General features: G+C 56.2%; 21 protein-coding genes. 2 read left to right on the top strand and 19 right to left on the bottom strand.

What is annotated here, in order from left to right:
- Positions 1-30: 30 nt before the first annotated feature.
- From WG29040_RS02265 to hisD, 9 genes are all read right to left on the bottom strand, one after another.
- Complete coding sequence (locus WG29040_RS02265) at positions 31-279, bottom strand: hypothetical protein (protein ID WP_127195580.1); 249 nt, start codon at positions 277-279, stop codon at positions 31-33.
- A gap of 45 nt (positions 280-324) precedes the next feature.
- Entirely contained in the window at positions 325-540 is a 216-nt protein-coding gene (locus tag WG29040_RS02260) for a hypothetical protein (protein WP_127195579.1), read from the bottom strand.
- Positions 541-649: 109 nt separating this feature from the next.
- A complete protein-coding gene (locus tag WG29040_RS02255) occupies positions 650-1372 on the bottom strand; it encodes an SDR family oxidoreductase (protein ID WP_127195578.1) in 723 nt (240 codons plus the stop codon).
- Positions 1373-1550: 178 nt separating this feature from the next.
- The gene (locus WG29040_RS02250; protein ID WP_218565503.1) at positions 1551-3161 is read right to left on the bottom strand and encodes a hypothetical protein; all 1611 of its coding nucleotides are present in this window, start codon (positions 3159-3161) and stop codon (positions 1551-1553) included.
- Positions 3162-3296: 135 nt separating this feature from the next.
- Positions 3297-4256: a zinc-binding alcohol dehydrogenase family protein gene (locus tag WG29040_RS02245; RefSeq protein ID WP_127195577.1), complete on the bottom strand. Its 960-nt coding sequence runs from the start codon at positions 4254-4256 to the stop codon at positions 3297-3299.
- A 71-nt stretch (positions 4257-4327) separates the two neighbouring features.
- A complete protein-coding gene (locus tag WG29040_RS02240; protein ID WP_127195576.1) occupies positions 4328-5287 on the bottom strand; it encodes an MBL fold metallo-hydrolase in 960 nt (319 codons plus the stop codon).
- 187 nt (positions 5288-5474) lie between these two features.
- Positions 5475-7103 carry a carboxylesterase/lipase family protein gene (locus tag WG29040_RS02235; RefSeq protein ID WP_218565502.1) on the bottom strand — a complete coding sequence of 543 codons (1629 nt, stop codon included), beginning with the start codon at positions 7101-7103 and terminating at the stop codon, positions 5475-5477.
- Positions 7104-7159: 56 nt separating this feature from the next.
- Positions 7160-7921 (bottom strand): SDR family NAD(P)-dependent oxidoreductase, encoded by a 762-nt coding sequence (locus tag WG29040_RS02230; RefSeq protein WP_165878343.1) that lies wholly within the window; start codon positions 7919-7921, stop codon positions 7160-7162.
- Positions 7922-7997: 76 nt separating this feature from the next.
- On the bottom strand, positions 7998-9305 hold the full coding sequence (hisD, locus tag WG29040_RS02225; protein WP_127195575.1) for a histidinol dehydrogenase: 1308 nt from the start codon (positions 9303-9305) through the stop codon (positions 7998-8000).
- 126 nt (positions 9306-9431) lie between these two features.
- On the opposite strand from hisD, the gene WG29040_RS02220 reads away from it, so the two are divergent.
- On the top strand, positions 9432-10493 hold the full coding sequence (locus WG29040_RS02220) for a LacI family DNA-binding transcriptional regulator (RefSeq protein WP_127195574.1): 1062 nt from the start codon (positions 9432-9434) through the stop codon (positions 10491-10493).
- A 15-nt stretch (positions 10494-10508) separates the two neighbouring features.
- Here WG29040_RS02220 and WG29040_RS02215 read toward each other — a convergent pair whose 3' ends face one another.
- The 6 genes from WG29040_RS02215 to WG29040_RS02190 form a co-directional block, all read right to left on the bottom strand.
- Positions 10509-11840, bottom strand: coding sequence for an MFS transporter (locus WG29040_RS02215; RefSeq protein ID WP_127195573.1), 1332 nt, complete (start codon positions 11838-11840; stop codon positions 10509-10511).
- A 129-nt stretch (positions 11841-11969) separates the two neighbouring features.
- Entirely contained in the window at positions 11970-12710 is a 741-nt protein-coding gene (locus WG29040_RS02210; RefSeq protein WP_127195572.1) for an SDR family NAD(P)-dependent oxidoreductase, read from the bottom strand.
- A 41-nt stretch (positions 12711-12751) separates the two neighbouring features.
- Complete coding sequence (locus tag WG29040_RS02205) at positions 12752-14215, bottom strand: aldehyde dehydrogenase family protein (protein ID WP_127195571.1); 1464 nt, start codon at positions 14213-14215, stop codon at positions 12752-12754.
- Positions 14216-14318: 103 nt separating this feature from the next.
- Positions 14319-15308: an amidohydrolase family protein gene (locus WG29040_RS02200; protein WP_127195570.1), complete on the bottom strand. Its 990-nt coding sequence runs from the start codon at positions 15306-15308 to the stop codon at positions 14319-14321.
- Between the two features lie 51 nt (positions 15309-15359).
- Positions 15360-16592: an acyl-CoA dehydrogenase family protein gene (locus WG29040_RS02195; protein WP_127195569.1), complete on the bottom strand. Its 1233-nt coding sequence runs from the start codon at positions 16590-16592 to the stop codon at positions 15360-15362.
- Positions 16593-16673: 81 nt separating this feature from the next.
- Entirely contained in the window at positions 16674-17162 is a 489-nt protein-coding gene (locus tag WG29040_RS02190; RefSeq protein WP_218565501.1) for a flavin reductase family protein, read from the bottom strand.
- Between the two features lie 126 nt (positions 17163-17288).
- Between WG29040_RS02190 and WG29040_RS02185 the strand changes: the two genes are divergently transcribed.
- On the top strand, positions 17289-17723 hold the full coding sequence (locus WG29040_RS02185; RefSeq protein WP_127195568.1) for a MarR family winged helix-turn-helix transcriptional regulator: 435 nt from the start codon (positions 17289-17291) through the stop codon (positions 17721-17723).
- Between the two features lie 24 nt (positions 17724-17747).
- Here the strand turns inward: WG29040_RS02185 and WG29040_RS02180 are convergent, their stop codons facing one another.
- The 4 genes from WG29040_RS02180 to WG29040_RS02165 all read right to left on the bottom strand — a co-directional run bounded on the left by WG29040_RS02180 (position 17748) and on the right by WG29040_RS02165 (position 22174).
- Positions 17748-18638, bottom strand: coding sequence for a LysR substrate-binding domain-containing protein (locus WG29040_RS02180; RefSeq protein WP_127195567.1), 891 nt, complete (start codon positions 18636-18638; stop codon positions 17748-17750).
- A gap of 65 nt (positions 18639-18703) precedes the next feature.
- On the bottom strand, positions 18704-20068 hold the full coding sequence (locus WG29040_RS02175) for an outer membrane beta-barrel protein (protein ID WP_127195566.1): 1365 nt from the start codon (positions 20066-20068) through the stop codon (positions 18704-18706).
- An 88-nt stretch (positions 20069-20156) separates the two neighbouring features.
- Positions 20157-21491 carry an MFS transporter gene (locus WG29040_RS02170; RefSeq protein WP_127195565.1) on the bottom strand — a complete coding sequence of 445 codons (1335 nt, stop codon included), beginning with the start codon at positions 21489-21491 and terminating at the stop codon, positions 20157-20159.
- Positions 21492-21598: 107 nt separating this feature from the next.
- Entirely contained in the window at positions 21599-22174 is a 576-nt protein-coding gene (locus WG29040_RS02165; protein WP_127195564.1) for a nuclear transport factor 2 family protein, read from the bottom strand.
- Between the last annotated feature and the right edge of the window lie 183 nt (positions 22175-22357).

The following is a 22357-nucleotide window of genomic DNA, read 5'->3' as shown; positions in this document are numbered from 1 at the left end:
TCTTGTCACACCATCGCCCACGAGTTTTTTTCAGGCGTTGATCAGGTGGGTTTGCAGGTCTGCATGAAAGTGCGTGCCCATGCCGATCGGCATCGACGTGACGATAGGCGCGTTGACCGCTTGCGAGAACTCAATCCTGGCCAGCCACTGCTGGCGCGTCAGCACACCACCGTAGCCCTCGGGCGGATCCTTGGGCGGTGTGTCGGTGTCGGCGAAATAGGTCGTGTTGGCCCAAGTGCCGCTGATCCGCATGTAGGCGGGCGCGAGCGCTTGAGCCATCGCGCGCAAGTGTTTATTGGCAAGGTCGAGCGGCGCACGATATCGCTAGAGGCCAGGATCCATTCCAGCCGGCGTATCGCCGGCCGGTGCTGCGCCGCCTTCGGAAGCCGCGGCGATTTCGTTATACGGTTTCCAGAATTTGCCGCCTGTGACCTCGAACATCTCGACGTTGTACGACTGATAGCGCTCATCGACCGTACCGACCGCTTTCATGGTGCTCGGGGCCAGTCGTTCAGCCGTACCCTCCTGCGCCTGGGTCATCAGGGGCAGCACTGGTCAGAACGTTCTTGCTGAACTGGAGCATGGTCTACCTCTTCTTGTGTAGCTTTTTTGATTGCAGTCCCGCCCATCCGCAAACGGGGTTCATGACCTAGAACGCTGCCTTGCCGATCGATGCACCGCCGTCAACGAAGAGTGTCTGGCCGGTGATGTAGCTGCTTTGCTCGGACATCAGGAATGCAATCGCCGAAGCAATTTCTTCCGGCTGACCGAAGCGGCCCATTGGCACCCCAGACATATAACGCTGCTCGCCTTCGCTGCCGGGCGCATTGTTTTCGCGAAAGAGTTCGGTCTCTGTCGGGCCCGGCGCGACCGCGTTGACGGTAATGCCCGTAGAGGCCAGTTCTAACGCCCATGTTCGAGTGAAACTGATTAAAGCTGCCTTGGCTGCGGCATAAGAGCTACGGTGGGCGATCCCCAATACCGTCAGGCTAGAGATGTTGATGATTCTGCCCCAACCCCGCTCGCGCATCCCGGGAAAAACGGCTTGGGTCGCTTGCAAGGCCGAGTGCAGATTCACCCGTATTACTGCGTCGAAATCGTCCAGGTCAACCTCGCCGAGAGGTTGCACGCGCGCCAATCCAACGTTGTTGACCAAGCCATCGAATGCATATTTTTGTATCAGCTCTTTCAGCGCATGCTCTGTCTGTACCCGGTCTCCCAGATCCACAGGGACCAGTACGCCTGGAAAGCTTGGGTCATCGGCGTGACGGGCAATACCCACCACCTTATGTCCAGCGGTGGCCAACATCTGCGCGAGCGCGCGACCGATACCCTTGCTGGCGCCCGTAATCAAAAATGTACGTGGAGTCATGTTGAGTACCTTGGAAGTGGGAAAGTGGTTACTCGCACGAGCGTTAAATTGCAGTGCGTGTGTCGCGCATCGGGGCCGGTCATCGTCGCTGACGAAATGACCGGTTTTTTCAGCCGATGGCGCGGGGTGGCCTAGTTGAATGCACTGGGCTCAGCTCATCTTCGCTTGGCAGTCGCGCTCACTGGCAGGCGGCGTTGTTGGCAGTGGGGATGCTGAGAAACGTAATGCTGGCAGGATGCAGGGTGAATTCCCCGCTGGCGGCTGCTACGCCTTCCATGGCTGGAAGGGCATCGTTGGCGCCCAGTTGCAGTGGCGTACCATTCAGCGAGACGGTCTTATCCGTAGGGCTCGCAGACGCCAGCGTGTAACGGGTTGCTGCGGCCGGGAGGATCAGCGAAGTGCTCTTTTTCTGATCGGTATTGAGAGCCAGCATCGCCACACCGCCGGGCACGCCGCGCAGGCAATGTGCATAAACGTGCAGGCCGGCGCGGTTGGCAACCCCTGTGTCAAGGACCGTTGTCCCCATCAGGCGACGCCACAGCAACGCGCCCCAATAGTTGGGCTTGGGCTCGAAGGTGTTTTCGTCCAGAAGCCCGTAGTCGCTGGCAACCAGTGTGTTATGGAAAACTACGTCAACCTCTTGACGAGCAAGACGGCCGAGCTGATCGAGGTAGCGGAAGGTGTCCAGGAACGTGCTGGCCCACGGGTTGCCGCCGCAGGCCGTGTCCGCCGTCTCTGTGTTCCAGAACGGCTTGCCGGGCATGCTCTTGTCGCGCACATCGCGGTAGTAGGCGAGCGTCTGGTCAGTGCGGCCCAGCCATTCCTCGGAAAGTGCCTGCTCGGGAGTGGTCTGAAAGCCTTGATCCTTGCAGCGCTGCGATACACCCCCGTAATGGTGGTAGGAAAACGCATCGGCGTCTGTAGTCGAGGCTGCCAGGTCAGCGGCTGGCAGCGTTGCCTGGTCGCCGTATCCGCCCACCGCGACGGCCCAATCGGCATACGATTCGCCGACCGAACCCGGAGCGAGCAGCTTGGTGTCCGGAAATTCCTTGCGCATGAACGCGTTGAACACCCGGTAGTCACGGCCGAACGCCGCCGCGTCGTAACCTTTGGGGGCGCCGCCCATGGCCGCCAGCGTGGGCTCATTCATGTATTCGACCGCCGCAACTGTTCCGCCATGTGCCTTGGTAAAAGCGAGCCAGCGGCGGGCCTGGTCAGGCTGCCAGAGGCCATCCGGCCCACGGGTGCCTTCGCTGGTCGGCATTGACGTCACAATGGGCGCGTTGACGGCACGCGAGAAGTCGATCCCCGCCAGCCACTGCTGGTGCGTAAGCACACCACCATAGCCCTGGGGCGGTTCTTTCGGCGATGAGTCCGTGTCGGCGAAATAGGTGGTGTTCGCCCAAGTGCCGCTAATCCGCATGTACGCTGGAGCAAGCGCCTGGGCCATGGCGCGCAGCCGCTTGTTGGCAAGGTCGAGCGGGGCGCGATACTGGTAAAGGCCGGGGTCCATTCCAACGGGTGCATCCCCGCTTTGGGCTTCACCCTCTGAACCCCCGGAGGCGGCGGCCTTTTTAATGCCTTCGTACGACTTCCAGAATTTGCCGCCGGTGACCTCAAGCATCTCGACGTTGTACGACTGATAACGTTCGTCAATCGTGCCGATGCGCTTCATGGTGCTTGGCGTAAGTTGTGCGGATGGTTGGTCCTGCGCCTGCGTCACGTGCGGCATAGCCGCTATGGCGACGAGAACAGCGCTCGCCAACGTGCTGTTGCGAAAATGGGCCATGATGTGTCTCTCCTGGATCGCACTTGAAAGCGTGCGTTTGTGGTGTGACAGGTCGGGGACCAATTGTCTTGATCTGCGAATACTCAACGTCTAAATCACAACGTCAGCGACCGGCCGGATCAGTAAGTGTGGTCGTTACACGGTGAAAACCAGTCGCGAAGAACTTTCATTCAGCCAGGCACTTTCCACGTCCTGCAATGCCACCGCTTCAGCGGCAATCGAAAGCCCTGCCGTGCTGATTGCACGTAAAACGCTGCCTACCGCCTGGACCAGACCTGCGTTGGAAACGCTACCCAGGCCGCTTCCCATCAGCTCCAGACCAGAGCTGCGCAGCAGCGAGCCGGGCAGGCTGATGTCATTGCCGGTCAGCGAGCCTATTTGCACGAATCGAATCCGCGGCTCGCCTGACTGACTGCCTTGTCCGGCAGCCGCACTCAGCAAACATTCGGCCGAAGGCCCCCACAGGTAATCGAGGACGACGTTTACTTTATGGGTCTGCAATGCTTCGCGAAACGAGGCTTTGAGCTCGTCTGCGGGGACGTCGAGCGGGATCAATATGTCGGCGCCCAGTGCCGCCAGTCCTTTTACGCTTTGAGCATTGCGGCCGGTGACGATTACCTTTGCCGCGCCAAGGTGTTTGGCAATCTGAATGGCCAGGCGTCCCGAAGCGCCGGTGGCGCCGTTAATCAATACATTTTCACCCGGGAGAAATTTTGCCCGGTCCAGCAGGGCGGTCCATGACGACATGCCGGGGTTGCCGATCGCCGCTGCAGTCACATCGTCCACATCGTCGGGGATGTCTACGCAGTTATGCAGTTGCACAACACTGGTCTCAGCCATCGAACCAAACAATTTTCGCGGGAAGGCGAAGTACACCCGACGGCCATCGGGGAGCAGGCCCACGCCATCCACGCCTGGAATCAAGGGTAGCGTTTTGCCGCTGCTGTAATGGCGCCCCGACGCTTGGGCCTTGACCAATTGACTGAGTGCTGCGGCTCGAACCTGGACCGTCGTTTCGCCAAATTCAGCCGACGGAGCGGTGAAGTCGTCGTAACGTGGCGGTGCATTGAAATCGTGGACTACGGCAGCTTTCATGAGCAAGTTCCTGAGTGTTGTTTAGTTGGATGTCCCGCGGATATTTGATGCAAAGTACGACTGATCAGTAGTTACCAGCCGAAGCGTATGCCAAACGTGCCAGCTTCATCGACAATCCGCCCGATATACGGATCTTCAAAGTGACCTGGCAATAGAAGCGCATTGTTCTCAACGCAGAAGGACAGCAAGTCGTGTCGACTCTGGGCAGCTTGTGCCGGGTTCTCGCAGACTCTACTGCTCCATTGCCAAAAGGGAATTTGGATCGGTGAATGCAAAATATCTCCGCAAAAAACTCCATGCTCATCGTTAGAAGATAATTCGATACGAACATGGCCTGCAGAATGGCCCGGCGCATGCCTGATGATGAAGGTGTCATCCAGTTCGAAGGTGTCATCGAACAATACTGCCTGCCCCGCCTCGATGATGGGTAACACACTGTCGTTGTACATGTGAGTAAACCAGGCCGGAACACCTGGGACATTACCGTGCGCCAGCCGCTCGGCGTGATCATGCTCAATCTGCGACATCACATATTTGGCGTTAGGAAACGTCGGTACCCACGTACCGTTAACCAACCGGGTATTCCAGCCTGTATGGTCTGCATGCAGATGCGAACACATCACAAAGTCTATGTCCTCGGGATCAACGCCAAGTGATTTCATTCGCTTGAGATAGTGCGTGTTCAGTTGATGCATCTCTGGAATGCCTGGGCGTTCCTTGTGATTGCCGACGCAGCTGTCTATCAGGATCGTGTGTTTGTAGGTTCGAACGATCCAACTGTGCACGGGCATGAAGATACGTCCGCTTTCCGGATCGTAGTGATTGGGGGCTAACCAATGCTCATGTGCTTCTACGCGTTGACGATCAAAATCAGGCAGCCAGGTCTGCGCCGTTTCTCCCAACAAGGATGTGTCAAACAGCCTCGTTATTTCAACGGCACCGACTCTCCCTCTGACAATGTGATCGAGTGCGGGGCAATTGAGGCCATGCACATTGCCTGATGAATTACGGCATTGAACATCAGGTTTCATTATTTTTATTCTCCTATATTTCGGTCGTACCTGGAGCCTTAGGTGTTTTGGGCGTCAGTTTTGCCAAACCAAACCAAACCAAACCAAACCAAACCAAACCAAACCACTCCAACCTGTTCGCGACCTTCAATCATTGCGGACAGGTTGGATTGGCTCGTATGAAACTGTTGGCGCGCCGGTCCTGTGACTAGTGTTGGCCTACCGTGATCAACCCATCCTTTCCACGGAACTGCTCCAAGAACTTGAAGCGTGCCGTTCCTTCTTCCGGAGCTGCCTGGATGTTTGCCCCTAAATCAATGACAGAGCTACCCGGTCCTTTGTATTTTGGCCATTGCGGCAAACCTTCTCCGTTCGGGTCACCCTTGATGGCGAAGTTGGCCCAATACGATTGAACAGTGTCTGCCAACTTCAAGTCCTCTTCCGATGGTTGCACTGGCTTATGGAAGGGGCCCGGTACCCATTGTTTGAATACGTAGGCGATTTCAGCGGTATGGATCGGTGACGGAGTAAACGCCGAGGTGAAGGTAAAGTTATAAACGAACACAGGCGCATGGCCGGTTTTCTGTTGCAGTTTGGCCCAAGTCCAGGTTTCGTTCTTGATGGTCAGATCGCCAACGAGGGTCTGTGCCGATTGCTTGAGCTGCTCTGCTGTCGAGGATGGGTACAGCTTGTTGAATTCAGCCATGTGTTTCGCACCAAAAGCCTTGGCGGCGGCCTGTGTGAACTCCTCTGCTGTCGCGTGGGGGAAGCTGTAACTCATGAAGGGCCCGCCTTCGTTCAAGTTCCAGCCCACCAGCAATGGAACATCATTCTGACGTCCGTGTGCGAACGTGGCATACGGCAGTTCTGTTAACACATAGCCGTCGACCAGAGGAGAGAACTTGGTCGGCAGTGTCAGGTTCCAGTTGGTCGCGTCATGGAGGTCCCGTGCAGAGATTGCCCGCAGCTTTTCGATTGTCGGAGCAGACAGCTTGTCACCCAGCTCGGCGCCGAACGCTAAAGCGTCCTTGCGCGATTTCATCTCACTTTCCCAGAACGCACCACTTTCACCGATCGCCTTGTGAAACAGGCCTTTGGCTTGCGCAGAGGCCATCAGGAAGCCGACGGCATGCGCACCTGCGGATTCGCCGAAAATTGTGACGTTATCCGGGTCACCACCGAAGGCTGCAATGTTTGTTTTGACCCATTTAAGTGCCTCGATCTGGTCGAGGATGCCGTACATACCTGACTTGTGCCCGTTGGACTCGGCATCAAGATCGGGGCGCGACAGGTAACCAAAGACGCCCAAACGGTAGTTCAGCGTGACCACGATCACGCCTTTCTTTGCCAATACTTCGCCACGGGTGTCCGGACTGCCACCCGAACCGAACTGAAATCCACCGCCGTGAATCCACACCATGACCGGTAGTTTGGCTTTAGCCGATTTAGCGCCGCTCCAGACGTTCAGATACAGGCAGTCTTCGCTCGCCACAGCAGAAGTGTCGGGCAAGCCGAAACCGCTGGCAGACCAGCAGGAAGCGCGATATTGAGTAGCATCCAGTTCGCCATTCCACGGCGGTGCTGGCTGCGGCTCTTTCCAACGCAAATTGCCAACGGGAGGCTGGGCATACGGTATGCCTTTGAAACTGAGTACGCCGCCAGCATCTGCGGGCGTCCCGCGCAGCGTGCCTTGCGATAACGTCAGCTGTGGACTCAGCGAGACATCGGCGGTATCCGTCGATGCGGCATTGGCAGTAGCACTCATTCCAGACCCTAGGGTAATGCTCATAAGCACGCTCAATCCAAGGTTAAAAATAGGTTTTCCTTGTTGGAACATAACGTTTTCCTTCAAATGGAACTGCGAAAACAGACACAGGCGTTCGATCAATCAGGTCACTGTGCGGTCCAGCCGCCGTCGACCTTGAGAGACGTACCCGTAACCATTCGTGCCGCGGGGCTGGCGAGATAAAGGGCGGCCCCGACGATGTCTTCAATTTTTGCCATCCGGCCAAGAGGTATTTTCGATACCAGGAATGACTCCTTCTCTGGTGTATCGACAATTTTGCGAACCAGGGGCGTATCGACGAACGTTGGTGAGAGCGTGTTGACCCGGATGCCCTCGCTAGCGAACTCAATGGCCATGGCTTTGGTCAGGCCTTCAATAGCGTGTTTGGTCATGCAGTACACAGTGCGGTTAGGTGATCCTACATGGCCCATCTGCGAGGAAATATTGATGATCACTCCTCCGGATGCCGAGCCGTTTTTCAGCATTTTGGCTGCAGCCGCTTGCGCCGTGATGAACGATGCCCTGACGTTCAAATCAAGCATTGCGTCCAGGTGCTCGTCGCTGACTTCAAGCATGGGTTCAGGAAAATTGGTGCCTGCGTTGTTCACCAGAATATCCAGCTTCGGCAGTTTCTGAATCGCGGCTCTGATCGCAGCACTGTCTGTCACATCGCACACTTGTACGTCTGCGACGCCGCCGCGCTTACGAATTATCTGGGCAACTTCGCTCAAGCTGTTTTCCGACCTTGCAAGCAGGACCACATGCGCTCCGGCCGAAGCCAATGCCAGCGCAATGCCTGCCCCGATACCGCCACCGGCGCCGGTGATCAGTGCGACTTTACTGTCCATACGAAATGACGGCAGCGTCATGGACTCAAGTTCGTGACTCATACAACTTCCCTCGTAGTGCAATTGGCTCACTGTTCAAACGGCAGCGGGCAGAGAGTTATTCGACAATGCCAGCGTAGGGCACGTGCTTTTTGCCATAGCGACGAACACGGATATTCGCCTGTTCACCATGGCCCGCAAACCCTTCAAGGGCACAGAGTCTGGAGCAGTAGGATCCGATCAGCGCCGATGCTTCGTCGGTTGTGACTTTCTGGTAGGTGCAGGTCTTCAGGAACTTGCCGACCCACAGCCCGCCGGTGTATCGAGCAGCTTTTTTGGTAGGGAGGGTATGGTTGGTGCCAATCGCTTTGTCGCCGAAAGCAACGTTGGTTCGAGGACCCAAAAACAGCGCGCCGTAATTGCGCATGTGCTGCAGGAACCAGTCCGGATCTTTGGTCATGACCTGTACGTGTTCGTAGGCGAGGTCGTTAGCGATCTGCAGCATTTCTTCATCGCTGTCGGCAACGATGACCTGACCATAGTTCTCCCAGGCTTGGCGCGCGATATCGGCGGTAGGAAGAATTTTTAAAAGTCGCTCGATCTGCGCCATGGTGTCGCGAGCAAGACTCTCGGACGTGGTTAGCAGGATTGCCGGGGAGTCAGGACCGTGTTCTGCCTGGCCAAGAAGGTCGGTAGCACAAAGTTCGCCATCGACGCTCTCGTCTGCAATGACGAGCGTCTCGGTCGGACCCGCGAAAAGGTCGATACCCACACGCCCGTATAGTTGTCGTTTGGCTTCGGCAACGAAGGCGTTGCCTGGCCCAACAATGATATCGACCGGTGTGATGGTCTCGGTACCAATAGCCATTGCACCAATCGCCTGAATGCCCCCCAAGCAGTAGATTTCGTCGGCGCCTGCCATGTGTTGCGCTGCGACGATCGCATGCGCGGGCTTGCCGTTGAACGGCGGTGCGCAGGTGATGATTCTTGGCACACCCGCCACTTTGGCGGTGATCACCGACATGTGAGCCGAGGCCAGGAGAGGATACTTACCACCTGGCACGTAGCAACCGGCCGCGTTCATCGGAACGTTCTTATGGCCAAGGATGACACCTGGAAGGGTCTCGACTTCGATATCCTGGATGCTGGCTCGCTGGTGCTTGGCAAAGTTGCGCACTTGGGTCTGGGCGAACTCGATATCTGCAATGTCCCGCTTGGTCAACTGCGAGTAGCACGCATCGATCTCGGCTGAGGAAAGGCGATAGCTGTCGCGATCCATCTTGTCGAACTTGATCGCCAGATCGCGAATTGCGGCGTCGCCTCGTGCTTCGATGTCAGCGAGTGTCGATTCGACTGTATCGCGAACTTTGAGGTCGGCGGATTTGATTGCTTGCGCCGTGATGCTGTGTTTCAGCCAGTGAGCCATGTGCAATTACCTATACTTGTATTTAGTGGTTTGCATACGTATGCATTTTGATTGTAAATGAGCCTTTGATGGTTTGAAAAGAGGCAGATGATAGGATGTTCACTTTTAAACAGGACCCCCTGCGCCATGGTTGATAACTTTCGACGACCGGTGACTGCGCATGATGTTGCCAAGCTCGCAGAGGTGTCCCAGTCTGCGGTTTCGCGGACGTTCACCAAGGGCGCCAGCGTTTCGCAGAAAACCCGCGAGAAGGTAGAGGCTGCCGCAGCAGTACTGGGCTATCGTCCGAACTTTGTTGCACGTTCTTTGATTACCAACCGTACGGGTCAAATCGCGGTGGTCGTTCCCAGCCTGGAGAATCCTTTTTATGGTGCCGCCGTCGAAGCGCTTTCCAAGGCTTTCGAGGCAATCAGTTATCGAGTCCTACTGTTTTCGACGGTCACTAACGAAAATTCGGACCCGGTTCTTGATGAGGTGCTGCGTCATCGAGTGGACGCAGTTGTCATGGTTTCCTCGAGCCTGTCATCGCGCTTTGCCGAGGAGTGCCAGCAAACGGGTTTGCCCGTCGTACTGCTCAATCGCAAAAACGATAACGACACCATTTCCAGCGTTACCAGTGACAACCTTCGAGGCGGTGAACTCATTGCTTCCTTCCTGCAGGCCGGCGGACATACGCGCATGGCATTTATCGCTGGCAGTGAAAGTTCTTCCACTAGCAGGGACCGGGAGCTGAGTTTTTCTGCAACCCTGGGTAGTCTTGGTTTGCCTGCGCCCCTGCGGGATGCCGGGCACTACACCTTTCAAGGTGCAATGGAAGCTGCGCGCCGCCTCTTATCCCGCGCACAGCCACCCGATGCCATTTTCTGCGCGAACGATCTGATGGCAATTGCCGCGCTTAACGTTGCCACCACAGAATTTGGACTGGTGCCCGCCAGCACAATCTCGATTGTCGGTTTCGATGACATCGCGCCTGCCCGCTGGCCATTGATTGCCCTCACTACCTACGAGCAACCATTGGCGCTGATGATAGAAAAGGCCGTGCAGATCATCGCCGCTCAACTGGAAGAAACGCGAAAGCCTTCGATACAGGAAGTGCTGCCGGGCAGACTGATCGTCAGGCAGAGTGCGCGTCGTCCCCGCGTTGGGTTGGTAGAAAGTGAAGAGGGTACTTATTGGATAGTCCCTTGATTCTCGGTGTGACGATCAGGTCGCGGCAGACCAGCTGTTGTTTTGTGCTCTGGAAAATACAACGATTGCCAAAACCGTGACGCCGATAGGCAGTGCTGAAAGCAGCAGAAGGTTCGCGGTGCTCCAATGCAGCGTCAGCAAGCCGCCACCGAGAATCGGCCCCATGATTCCACCCAAACGACCGAATCCAAGTGCCCAGCCCAGGCCGGTGGAGCGCAATGCCGTCGGGTAATAGGTTGATGCCATCGCATTCAGAATGGCTTGACCACCCATCACACCAAAACCTGCTGCGGCGATAAACAGGTACGCCCAGTGAATTGCGATGTAGTACCAGCTGAAAAACACGATGGCTGCCCCGGCAAGGATAAAGGTGGGCATCAGCACGGCGACATAACCCCGACGATCAACGCACCATCCGAGCAGCCACGTGCCGCCCAGTCCGCCCAGCCACAACGCGGCGCCCGCCAGAACGGACTGTGAGGCGGAATGCCCGGCGTCACTCATCAGTACCGGAATCCAGGAAGCGAGGAAGTACACGCACAGCATGTTCATAAAATTCATGAGCCACAGAAGAATCGTCCCACGGCCGTGCTCGGCACCGAGCAGTCCCCTCACCGAAAGTCCGGATTTTTTGGGTGCAGTGGTGGTGATCGCGCTAGCGTCATTGATGATCAGATCGGGGTTTATCCGCGATAATGTCCTGGCGACCCGCGAAGCGGATTTTCCCCGCACGGTCAGCCACTGCATGGACTCTGGCATGAGCGCCAGCATGATTATGGCGAGGATCAATGGCGCGATTGCGCCGGCGTAAAAAACGCTGTGCCAGCCAAACAGGGGAATGAGCCAGGCGGCGATCACGCCACCGGTAATTCCGCCGCACACCATTCCAGAAGACACTAGCATCAGCAAGGTGACTTTGTTGTGATTCGGGGTGTACTCGGTCGACATCGCTATGGCGTTTGGCACGATCGCACCCATGGCCAGGCCGCTGAGCAACCGCATGATCATCAGACTGGTAATCGACTCGGAGTATGAGGCCGCAAACATAGTCAACGCAAGAACGATATGAGCGCCGATCAGCACCGGACGCCGCCCGATTGCATCTGCGACTGAACCAAAAATAAACGAACCCAGCAGCATGCCCACGAGGCTGATACCAAAAACCGGCCCAAGACTGGCTTTGGCGATCCCCCACTGGCGGATGATTTCAGGCGCGACGTACGCCATGGACTGGATATCGAAACCGTCGATCATCATGCACGCGAAGCACATGAGTAGAACCATGATCTGGTAGGGGCCCAAGCGACTATTTGCTACCACTTGCGTGACATCGATCTGAGTGGTCATGGGTATCGTCTCTTTTTATTAGGTTTATTATCGAGCAACACAAACCGGGTGCAGCGTGAGCGCGGGGAGGCCGCACTCAGTATTAATGAGGCGCAGCAGCGGTGAGGAAACACCGCTGCCTCGCAGGTCTTACAAACGAACCAGACCGCCGTCCGCCATGATGGTTTGTCCTGTGACCCAGGCGCATTGCTCACTGGACAAAAACATCACCGTACCTACGATGTCTTCAGACGTTCCGGGACGTTTGATGGCCTGCATTTTCGCCACTTCTTCAATCAGCTTGATATCAATGTGGGATTTGCCGCCGGCAGTCAGCGAGGCGGTTGGGCCGACCGCGTTGACCGTGATGCCAAATTCGGCCAAGTCAGTCGCCAGACCACGGGTGAAACCGATGACACCGGCCTTGCTCGACATGTAATGCGACAAGCCTGTTGCCGTAAGCCCCAGCGAATTCGAAGTCAGGTTGACGATTCGCCCGTAGCCGCTTTTGGTCATGAACGGCAGCACGCCCTTGACCATCAGGAACTGCGAATCAAGGTTGATCCGGTGGACCTTCTGCCACAGTGCGTAATCCAGTTCGGTGATCGATTTGGTCGGGAAAATGCCAGCGTTATTCACCAGGATGTCACAGCGACCGAACTCATCGTTCAGCAGTTTCTCAATGCGTTCACTGACACCCGGATCCGAGACATCAGCCACAATCCCGACGCCGCGCACGCCCAGTGCCTGAACCTGAGTCAGAGTTTCTGTGCAGTCAGAAAGATCAACAGCCACCACATCAATCCCGCGCTTGGCGAGGCCGATGCTGATGGCCTGACCGAAGCCCTGGGCCGCTCCCGTTACGACTGCTACTTGGCGATCTTGAGTCATTGTTGTTCTCCTTGTACTCATGTGTTCTAAGGCTGGGTTCATCAATGGGCTGAGTGGCCGCTCGAGGTACTGAACGTGATGTGTTTGATTTCGAGGAAGTCGTCGATACCGGAGGTGCCATTGAGGCGACCCATGCCCGATTTCTTGTAGCCACCTTCTTCAAATTCATCGTGAACCTGCGCCCAGTCATTCAGCCAGACGGTTCCTGCCTCCAGGCGCCCGGCCACTCTGAAAGCCCTTGCCATGTCACGTGTCCAAATGGCGGCCGCCAGGCCGAACTGGCTGTCGTTGGCTAACGCAATACCTTCCTCTTCGGTTTCGAAAGTCTGCACCGTCATGACCGGGCCGAAGGTTTCCTGCTGAACGATACTCATGTCTGGATCACTGACTTTCAGCAGAGTGGGGCGATAGAACGCTCCATTGACCAAAGATCCTTCGGTTACCGGGCCTCCGCGAACCAGCACTTCAGCACCGTCTCGAATGGCTTGTTCGACCACCTGGTCGACGCGTGAGACGTTGCCCTTGTCGATCATCGGACCCATCTGACTCTGGGTGTCGGCGGCGGCACCCAGGCGCAGGCTGTTGAAGCGTTGCTTGATCCCGTCGATGACTTTGTCGGCGATGTCTTTGTGCACAAGGACGCGAGAACCGGCCATGCAGAATTGACCGGCGAACACGGTGACAGATGCCGCCAGGGTCGGCACCATCTGATCCAGATCAGCGTCGGCGAAAATCAGGTGTGGCGTCTTGCCGCCCAGTTCCAGGCTGCAGCGTTTGAGATGACGCCCGGCTTCGGCGGCGATCACCGCGCCGACCTGAGTCGAACCGGTGTAGCTGATGACGGGTACGTCAGGGGATGACACCAGTCGTTTCGCTCCCTCGCCACCGGACTCGGTGAAGAAGTTGACGATCCCGGTTGGCAGCTCGGGGACCTGTGCAAAGATGCTCGCCACCAAGGCGTTGAGGATTGCCGTCTGGGCGGGCATTTTCACTACAACGGCATTGCCCGCTGCCAGCGCAGGTGCGACCGAGCGAATCATCAATACTACCGGTGAGTTCCACGGCACGATGACGCCGACGACACCCACCGGCTCATGAACGATCATCGACACAGAACCCGGACGTGCGCTGCCGCTTTCACCTTTGTGCGATCGAGCCAGTGCGCCGTTGTAACGCAGCTTGGGAGCCAGCATGGTGATTTCGAACAGCGCTTCGCCGCGAATCTTGCCATTTTCAAGGCAAAGGGCTGCGACCAGTTCCTCGGTATGACGCTCGAAACAGGCGGCCAGCTTCTCGATCACATCGGCGCGAAAGTTTTTATCCTCGCGCCACCGGCTGTTGGTGAACGCTGTCCTTGCGGCTTGAATGGACATGTCTGCTTCAGCGGCGCCGCCATCTGCGAAACGCCCGATGACATTACCGGTCGCTGGATCGATCGACTCGCCGATGGTCTGCGATTCGACCCACTCACCGTTGATCCAGTGTCTTGCCAGTTGCACGGTCATTATTGTTCTCCTGGTTTTGGCGATAGCGTTTAGAGCTTGGGTAGGTGCGTTACCTTGAGTACGGGCATTGCGGGCCTCCCGGCAGCGAGAGGCCTGTACCGTTTCAGTTATCCAGTTTGAAAAGGCGGGCAGCGTTGGTTCGACCGATTTTTACGCGGTCGTTGTCGCTGATGGAGGCGCTATCCAGCCAATCGGATGCGTGATCGATATTTTCGAAAGGCCAGTCGGCGGAAAAGAGCAAACGGTCAGAACCGATTTCCAGCATTGCGTCGATCAGCGTCTGGTCGTTGAAGTTGCCAGACGTGGTCAGGTAGAAGTTCTCGTGGAAATATTCGGCGATCTTGCGTTTGGCTGGATAGTTAGCGGGGATATTCATCCAGCCATTACGGTTGTCGACGCGCCACATGCTGTACGGAAGGCCTTCGCCCATGTGGCCCAGGATGATTTTCAGTTTCGGGAAATCATCGAACAGCCCCGATCCCATCAGGCGCAGTGCGTGGACAGCTGTTTCCTGGCCAAACGCCCAGGTCGGTCCCAGCAACCAGGGATGACCGTCGTAGATTGGAGCGTGGGCAGGCAGGGGGTTGCGCGGGTGCAGGTAGAACGGCACATCCAACGCTTGTACCTGTTCCCAGAAAGAACGGTATTGGGGAAGGTCGTAGTAACGCACGGTGTTGGCGTCGCCCACCTGCGAGAAGCCGTTGACCAGCGCGCCGACAAAGCCCAGCTCATTGACGCAACGCTGCAGTTCTAAAGTGGCCAGCTCCGGGTCTTGCATCGGAAGCGCAGCGAAGCCCTTAAAGCGCTTAGGGTTCAGCGCAATTTGCTCGGCGAGATAATCGTTGGAGCGCCGCGCCAACTCGTTGGCTTCTTTGATATTCGGAACGGCCTGAACAGCGGGGGCGTTGAGGGAGAGAATCATCAGGTCGATGCCGTGACGATCCATTTCTTCGATGCGGCGTTTCTGAATATCCAGCAGCCGGGCTTTGAGTTCAGGCCCGACGGAATCTGGCATCTGCCCCAACGAGTCCTGCAACGTTTCTTCAGTTGCGAAATGCTCTTCGAGGGCGATTTTACCGGTGACTTTAAACATGGTGGGCTCTCTTGGTTGTTGTTCGATGTGTGAGCGCAAGCGTGCAAGCAATCAATATTGACCTTTGGGCTCCAGGCCCAGCGCCAGTTGTCCATACATGGTTCCGACCGCGTCCCAGTTCATGCTGATGTGACGAGACACTGCGTTTACGTCGCGCCATGCGCGTTGAACAGGATGTGAGATATCCAGCCCCTGGCCACCTGTGGAAGCATTCAGGGCTTCAGTGGCACGGACTGCCAGCGCTACGGAAAATGCCTGTCCGAGCCGGCTCTCGATGCGTTCCTTGGTGGAAATGGTTTCACCGCTTTTGATCGTTGCTTCGCGTGCTTTGAGGTCGGCGATCAATGTGCGGTGTGCTGCGGTGCAACTTGCCTGGGCGTCGGCTACCCGCAACTGAACGGTGGGGAATTCCGCCATGCGGTTTTGACCACCGGCGACAGCCCCCCGCGTAACGCGAGTGGCGGTGCGTTCCAGATAATCCTCGAGGGCGCCTTTGGCAGCCCCGATCGCGACGGAAGCGAGGCAGGAAGGAATGTTGCAAAGCATGGGCATCTTGAAGGTGTGATTTGCCGCATACAGGCTGGCGCCAGGCCCTTGTCCGTTGCTCATATCGGCAAAGGTCAGCACACGATGGGCCGGTACCAGGACGTTTTCCATGACTAGCGTCTTACTGCCGGTACCGCCGAGTCCTACTACATTCCACGTGTCTTCGATGATGTATTCATGGGCCGGTACCAGCAAAAACGCGGGCCCTGCAGGGCGGCTTTCCTCCTCCGGCAGAATGGCCGCGCAAATGGCCCATTGGGCGCAGTCGCTGCCACTGGCGAAACTCCAGCGCCCGCTGATTCGATAGCCACCTTCAGCGGCCTCTGCCTTGCAAACCGGCGCATAGGAACCGCAAACGAGGGCGTCCGGATTGTCGTCCCAAACATCCTTTTGTGCTTGTTCAGGAAAGGTTGCCAGCAGCCACTGGTGCGCGGCGAGTAGTCCTGCAACCCAAGCCGTGGATGCACAGCTTTTCGCCAAACCGATGTTCAACTCGACCAGTGCGGAAAAGTCGAACTCGTAACCGCCAAAGGCTTTTGGCTTTACGACATCGAAGTAGCCGATAGCACGCAAGGCTTCGATATTGTCCATCGAGACGCGTCGATCAGTTTCGATCTGGCCTGCTCTCGCAGCGAAGACGGGGGACAATTCGGCGACGCGAGCCTGCAGCTCGCTGAGCTTGGGACGGTGCGGGTGACAAAGGGATGTGGGTTGAGTTGGATATTCGATAGTGTCCATGGGCGGCTCCCGGGGTGGGCTGGAGAAACAACGCGTCGTCGGTTTTTCAAACCGTCTCGTCTGGCTGCTTTGAATTAGGGCTCAACAGAACGCGGCATTGCGGTAAAGCAGAGGCTTTACGTCGTTTTCGAGGAAAACGTCCACGACAGTGCCAATGAAAATCGTGTGAGTGGCGTAAGGAATGGCCGCTGCTTTTTTGCAGACGATGACGGACTGGGCATCGCGCAAGTAGGGGAGCCCGTCCTTGCAGTTCTGCCAATGCTGATCGGTGAAACGTTCGTGAGCCGGGACGCCACCACTGAAGGCGCTGCACAGATCAGCCTGATCGTGGCGTAGCACGTTGACGCAGAATTCTCGGCCAGCGTGCAGGATGTCGTTCAGGAGCGTCGACTGGTTGACGCAAATGATCATCGAAGGAGGGGACATCGACAGCGAGCTGACGGCGGTCATCGTCATGCCGTGTCGACGGTCATGATCGGAGGCGGTCACGATGGTTACGCTGGAGGCGTAGCGACGCATTGCGCTACGGAACGATAGTTCGACGGGGCTTGGGGCAACGGTGGCTTCCATGATGACTCCTTTATTCTTTTTGGAGAGCTCTGTTGCAACAACAATATTTGCAAACGCAAATGTTGTCAAAGAAATATTTGTGGGATTTTTGGTATAGTGCGACGGGTCTACCATGAGGCCTATGCAGTGTTCAAACTCACCGATTCGTATCCCTTTTTGCTCAACCGTGTCGGCGTACGACTCGGTGATTTGTTCGCCCGACGCATCGCGAGTTATGGCGTTACGGTGCCGATGTACCGTGTCATGACGGCTTTGAGAGAGGCGGGGAATCAACGTCTCAATGATTTGGCGGGTATGACGAGCATCGAAATTTCGACGCTGTCGCGTCTGGTTGGCTCAATGGAAAAGCTGGAATTGCTATCGCGCAGTCGCATGGAAAATAACGCGCGCAGCGTTGAGATCAAACTGACGAGCAGGGGCGAGACGATGATTGAGGAGCTCATGCCGATGGCCAAGCATTTCGAAGATGTGGCGATCGCGCATTTGTCCCAAGAGAAGCGGGACATGCTCAAGGAGATATTGATAGATATCTACGAGCGGCTGGAAGTGATCGAGCCTTAGCCTGCCTCTCGGAAGGCCTGGAAATCAGATTTTTGCGCGCAGAGTGATATCCAGAAAGGCTTTTACTGCCCCGGTAGTTTCTGCATTGCGGCTCAGCACAAACAAATTGGCATTCAGCTCATTGGAAACGAAGGGTCTATAAACGAGTCCGGGAATTTGCACCTGCATCAGCGGGGCAGGAACTAACGCCACGCCAAGACCTGAGGCCGCGAGCGCCAATACCGTTAGGGTGCTGGCCACTCGATAAGCAATGAACGGCTCACACCCCATTGCCCTTTCCAAGGCAGGCTCAAGGGTTTTATAGCGATCATCGGCGGTGTAGAGAATCAAGGGGTGGTTGATCAGCAAGGTGGGGGTCAGATGCCCGTGAGGAACAAGCATGTGGTCGCTGCTCATCGCTGCGATCACCGGGTACTCTCCGACGCATGTCTTTTGTAAAATCGAGTCATTGGTATTATTGATGCTGTGTCCCGATGTATACCCCACATCCAGGCGGCCCGAGAGGATTGCCTCTCCCTGCAGCAGCGGTGCCATTTCCTGCAATTGAATTTCGACGTCGCTGTGCTCGGCATGGAAGGCGCGGACATCCTCCATCAATCTTCCGCTGAACACCGCGTTGCCGGCGAATCCAACCCGAACAATGCCGGAGCCTCCACTGAGTGAGCGCTTTACCGCCCGGCGCGCGTGTTCGGCCTGATCGACAGTGTGCTGAGCCTCGCGCTTGAGTACCTCACCCGCCTGGGTTAGGGTGACTTTGCGCGTAGTCCGGATAAACAAAGGTCCGCCAAGTTCGTCTTCCAACGCTTTGATTTGTACGCTCAATGCGGACTGGACGATATTCAGGCGTTCGGCGGCGCGACCGAAGTGGCCTTCTTGCGCAACGGCAAGAAAGTAACGAAGGTGGCGCAACTCCATAGCAGAACCTCATCATTTGCAAACGGTCGTGGGGTTGATCAAGCCGGCCCCTTTGTTTTCAGTACCTAGAAGTAAAACAGCGCCTCAACGGTTCCTGTCAATTGGTTACGTGAATCACCCGAGCCGTATGGACGATCATGCTCGCGGGCATCGAACCAGTCGTAGCGTAACTCAGGACGCAGCACCAGGTATTTATTGACGTCATAGCGAAATCCTGTGGTGACTGCATTGTAGGAGCCTCGAGCGGTAGAGGCGGGAAACTGGATGTAGCCGTCTTTATCGTCAAAGTGCTCCACGCGGTTCGAAAACGACAAGTCTTTGCGGATCTGATAGGTCACCACTGCGTTAGCACCCCACCAACTTGCGCCGTTGAAGCCTGGTCCTGTAATCACGTCGATGGTCGTTGGTTTGCCGTCGCCATCTTGACGCCCGTAAAGTACCTCCGCACCCATGGACCAGTTTTGATCGAATTTGTGCCAGCCATTCAACGAATGGAATTGCTTGAACTGACCATCTGGGGAGGTGATGCGCCCCTTTGGCGTTTGCACATCCTTGAAACTGTCATTTTGTGAGTCACCGAGCATGAACTCGTAATCAATCCAGGTATTCATGTCGGCCGTGCGCCAGCGTACGGCACCGATCACTGATTTTTCGTCGTTGTTGTCACGCAGGTTACCTTGTCCCTGGACCACGCCGAACTCGACCCCTAGCAGCATGTCTTTATTGGCGATCAGCCGCGTACCGGCCATGACCCCTGCCATAGACCCTGCTTCTGCAATCATGGCATAGGAATGAGTGGCGAATGGATTACGAGCCACTTTGACGTTCGCCGGAATTTCGTACCCTATCCCTGAACCAAAAATACCCGCCATCAAGGTGAACCCACCCGCATACGGGAGATAAGCCGTGGCAGCGAGGTTCGGGGTAGACAGGAAGTTTTGTTTATCTCGACGAGCCTTATCTGCATCGTCGTCCCCAGGGGAGTTGATGCCCCAATGCGTGTCCCAGCCATAGAGACGGCTATTCTGTGCGTTTCGACCATAAAAGGTTTCCATGGTGAAACCGAAAGACGCCTCGGTGGGAGCCGGGCCTGGCAACGGTGTAACCCGGAGAAACTCAGTGGTCTTGATGGACTTGTCGACAAACAGGTGCAAGCCTTCGAGCTCGAATCCTTCATCGGAAATTCCCGTCAACGGCGAGTTCGTCAGCCCAGATTCACGATCCTTGCTGGATGAATTGTTATTCAGTGAAAGTCCGACGTCCAACAAGCCGGAGATGGTAATTCCATAGTCGCGTTCAAGCGAGTCTCCAAAGACGCTTCGGAATGCCGTACCTTCGGCAAGGGGCTCGGTTGTGCCCGCGGCCACGCAGTTACTCGAAATCAATGCAGCAATCAGCGCACCAGACGCTTTGACGTTGATGGAGGGCATGAATCGTTTCTCTTATTTTTGTGGGGAGGCAGCCGTGCGGCGGCTGCAGCGCGGCGATAACACTTGGTAAGTGAGTTGATAACGCTGGTCAGATGATTGCTGGCTGCGCCGGCATTTTGTGCAACTTCCAGAACCCCAAAAGTGCAAATACGGTGATGCTTGCTGGTACGACGGTGATAACCAGCAGGTCGGTTGTCGACCATTGCAGCTGCATCAGTGTCGCGCCTATGAAAGGGCCGCAAATCCCTCCCAGTCGGCCAAGTCCCATCGCCCATCCCGTACCGGTTCCGCGCAACGTGGTTGGATAGAACGTCGCGGCCATGGCATTGACGGCGGATTGACCACCGAGTATCCCAAAGCCAATCAACGCGAGCGCAAGGTAAGCCAGATCGATCGAGCCGTAGCATCGGCTAAACAAGACAATGGCCAACGCAGCCAAAGTAAATGACGGGACCAGCACAGCAGCGAATCCGCGTCGGTCTACGAACCAACCGAGCAACCAACTGCCTGCCAGGCCACCTACCCACATCGAGGTACCCGCGAGCACCGACTGGGCAGGGCTATGTCCCGCGCCGCTCATGAGAACGGGAGTCCATGACGCCAGGAAATATACGCAGAGCATGTTCATGAAGTTGATCAGCCACAGCAGCAGCGTGCCGATAAGCTTGCCTTCGGTAAACAACTGTGGCAGACGACGCCCTGTCCGAGCTGGCTCGGCAACGACCAGAGTGCTCGGAATGTCCGGGTTGAAGCCAGGCAGAATTTGAGTCAGGGTGCGGCGTACCCGATCAAGGTGACGGTTACGCAATACACACCATTGCAACGATTCCGGCAGCGCGAAGTACATCAGGATGGTCAGGCAAAGAGGCGCAATGCTTCCCACATAGAACACGGCCTGCCAACCGTAATGCGGGATCAGGGCGGCGGCGATGGCGCCGCCTGCGATTCCGCCCACGAGCATCCCCGAGGCAACAAGCATCAACAGCATGACACGATTGTAGCGGGGGGCGTATTCGGTGGATAAAGCTGTGACGTTCGGCACAATTGCGCCCATCGCGATACCGGTCAGGAGCCGAAGTACGAGCAGTTCCGTTACGCCGGTGCTCCTTGCGGTGAAGAACATCAGGATCGACAGCGCCGTTGTTGCCATTAGCAGTACCGGTCTGCGACCGATTCGATCTGCGACCGAGCCGAAGGCCAGTGAGCCGATCAACATGCCCAGCAGGCTGGCACTGAATACCGGGCCGAGGCTGGCGCCTGTGATCCCCCATTGCGCGATGATACTTGGGGCGGCATATGACATTGCTTGAATGTCAAAGCCATCTACGACCATACAAAGAAAACACTGAGCTAATACGAGGGCCTGAAAAACACCCAAGGGCGTTCCTTCGACAATCGCAGAGATGTCAATTTTAATGTTCACTTTTGATACCTTTATTATATTTTTTTTAGGTAATACTGGTGTTCGTCACGCGAATAGGGGGTAAACGTTTCCTCTCTACAGCAAACTAATAGCGCTTTACTCAGCCGTTATTGCGCTAGCCAGGTAGCGGCATCAGCGCGCATTTTTTGTTCAAGCGCGTCGCCGCGTGTGGCGAACTTCCCTTGCAGAGGGAAACCACTTTTTTCCAACATATAAGCCAATGGCGCATATTCTCTCGGGTAGCTCGCAACTGCATCGCGGTCGACGTCTACCGGCCCTTGAGGGAAGGTGAAAGTGCCCATGTCATAGATGGTCTGACGCTTGAAAATCTTCCACTTGCCGTCGCGCTTCTCGACCATGTCGTAGAAACGGTTGTGGACTGCGCATCCCAAATCCAGTTTTTGATTTTCGCCGATGATGACGGCGTTAGTTTCAACGATTGCCCTGTCGCCGTTGAAGGTCACGACCGGATTGCCGATCAGGTGCTTGGTTCGGAAATCAGAGGTACCCATGCGTTGGGAGCCTTTGACGAAATCGCTGAACAACCCCTTGAACCAAGTGATCTCGATGGTTCCGTCCGGGTGCGCCACGTTGAGTAACTGATCCCACTGGCCAAGGTCGCGATGAATCCAGGCAGTCATCAAGTCGGTGATTTGGAGGCGGTCTTCCAGATAGTTCTGCATGTTGTTTCCTGAGGTGGTTCTTGTTGGTGTGAAATCAGCCTCTAATATCCTCAGGACAATATCCAATGAATTAATGTGACGAATTAATCGTTTTCAGAGATTAATCCGTTGGCGGTCAGGCAGGTTTTCTCTCTCGAATTGACTGATCCAGAGCTCTGCTGTCTGGATCACGGCAGAGGGCGT

Source organism: Pseudomonas sp. PAMC 29040 (assembly GCF_003994535.1).
Taxonomy (GTDB): Bacteria; Pseudomonadota; Gammaproteobacteria; order Pseudomonadales; family Pseudomonadaceae; genus Aquipseudomonas; species Aquipseudomonas paraversuta.
Note: the sequence above shows the minus strand (reverse complement) of the source record. Positions and strands in the feature narration are given on the sequence as shown.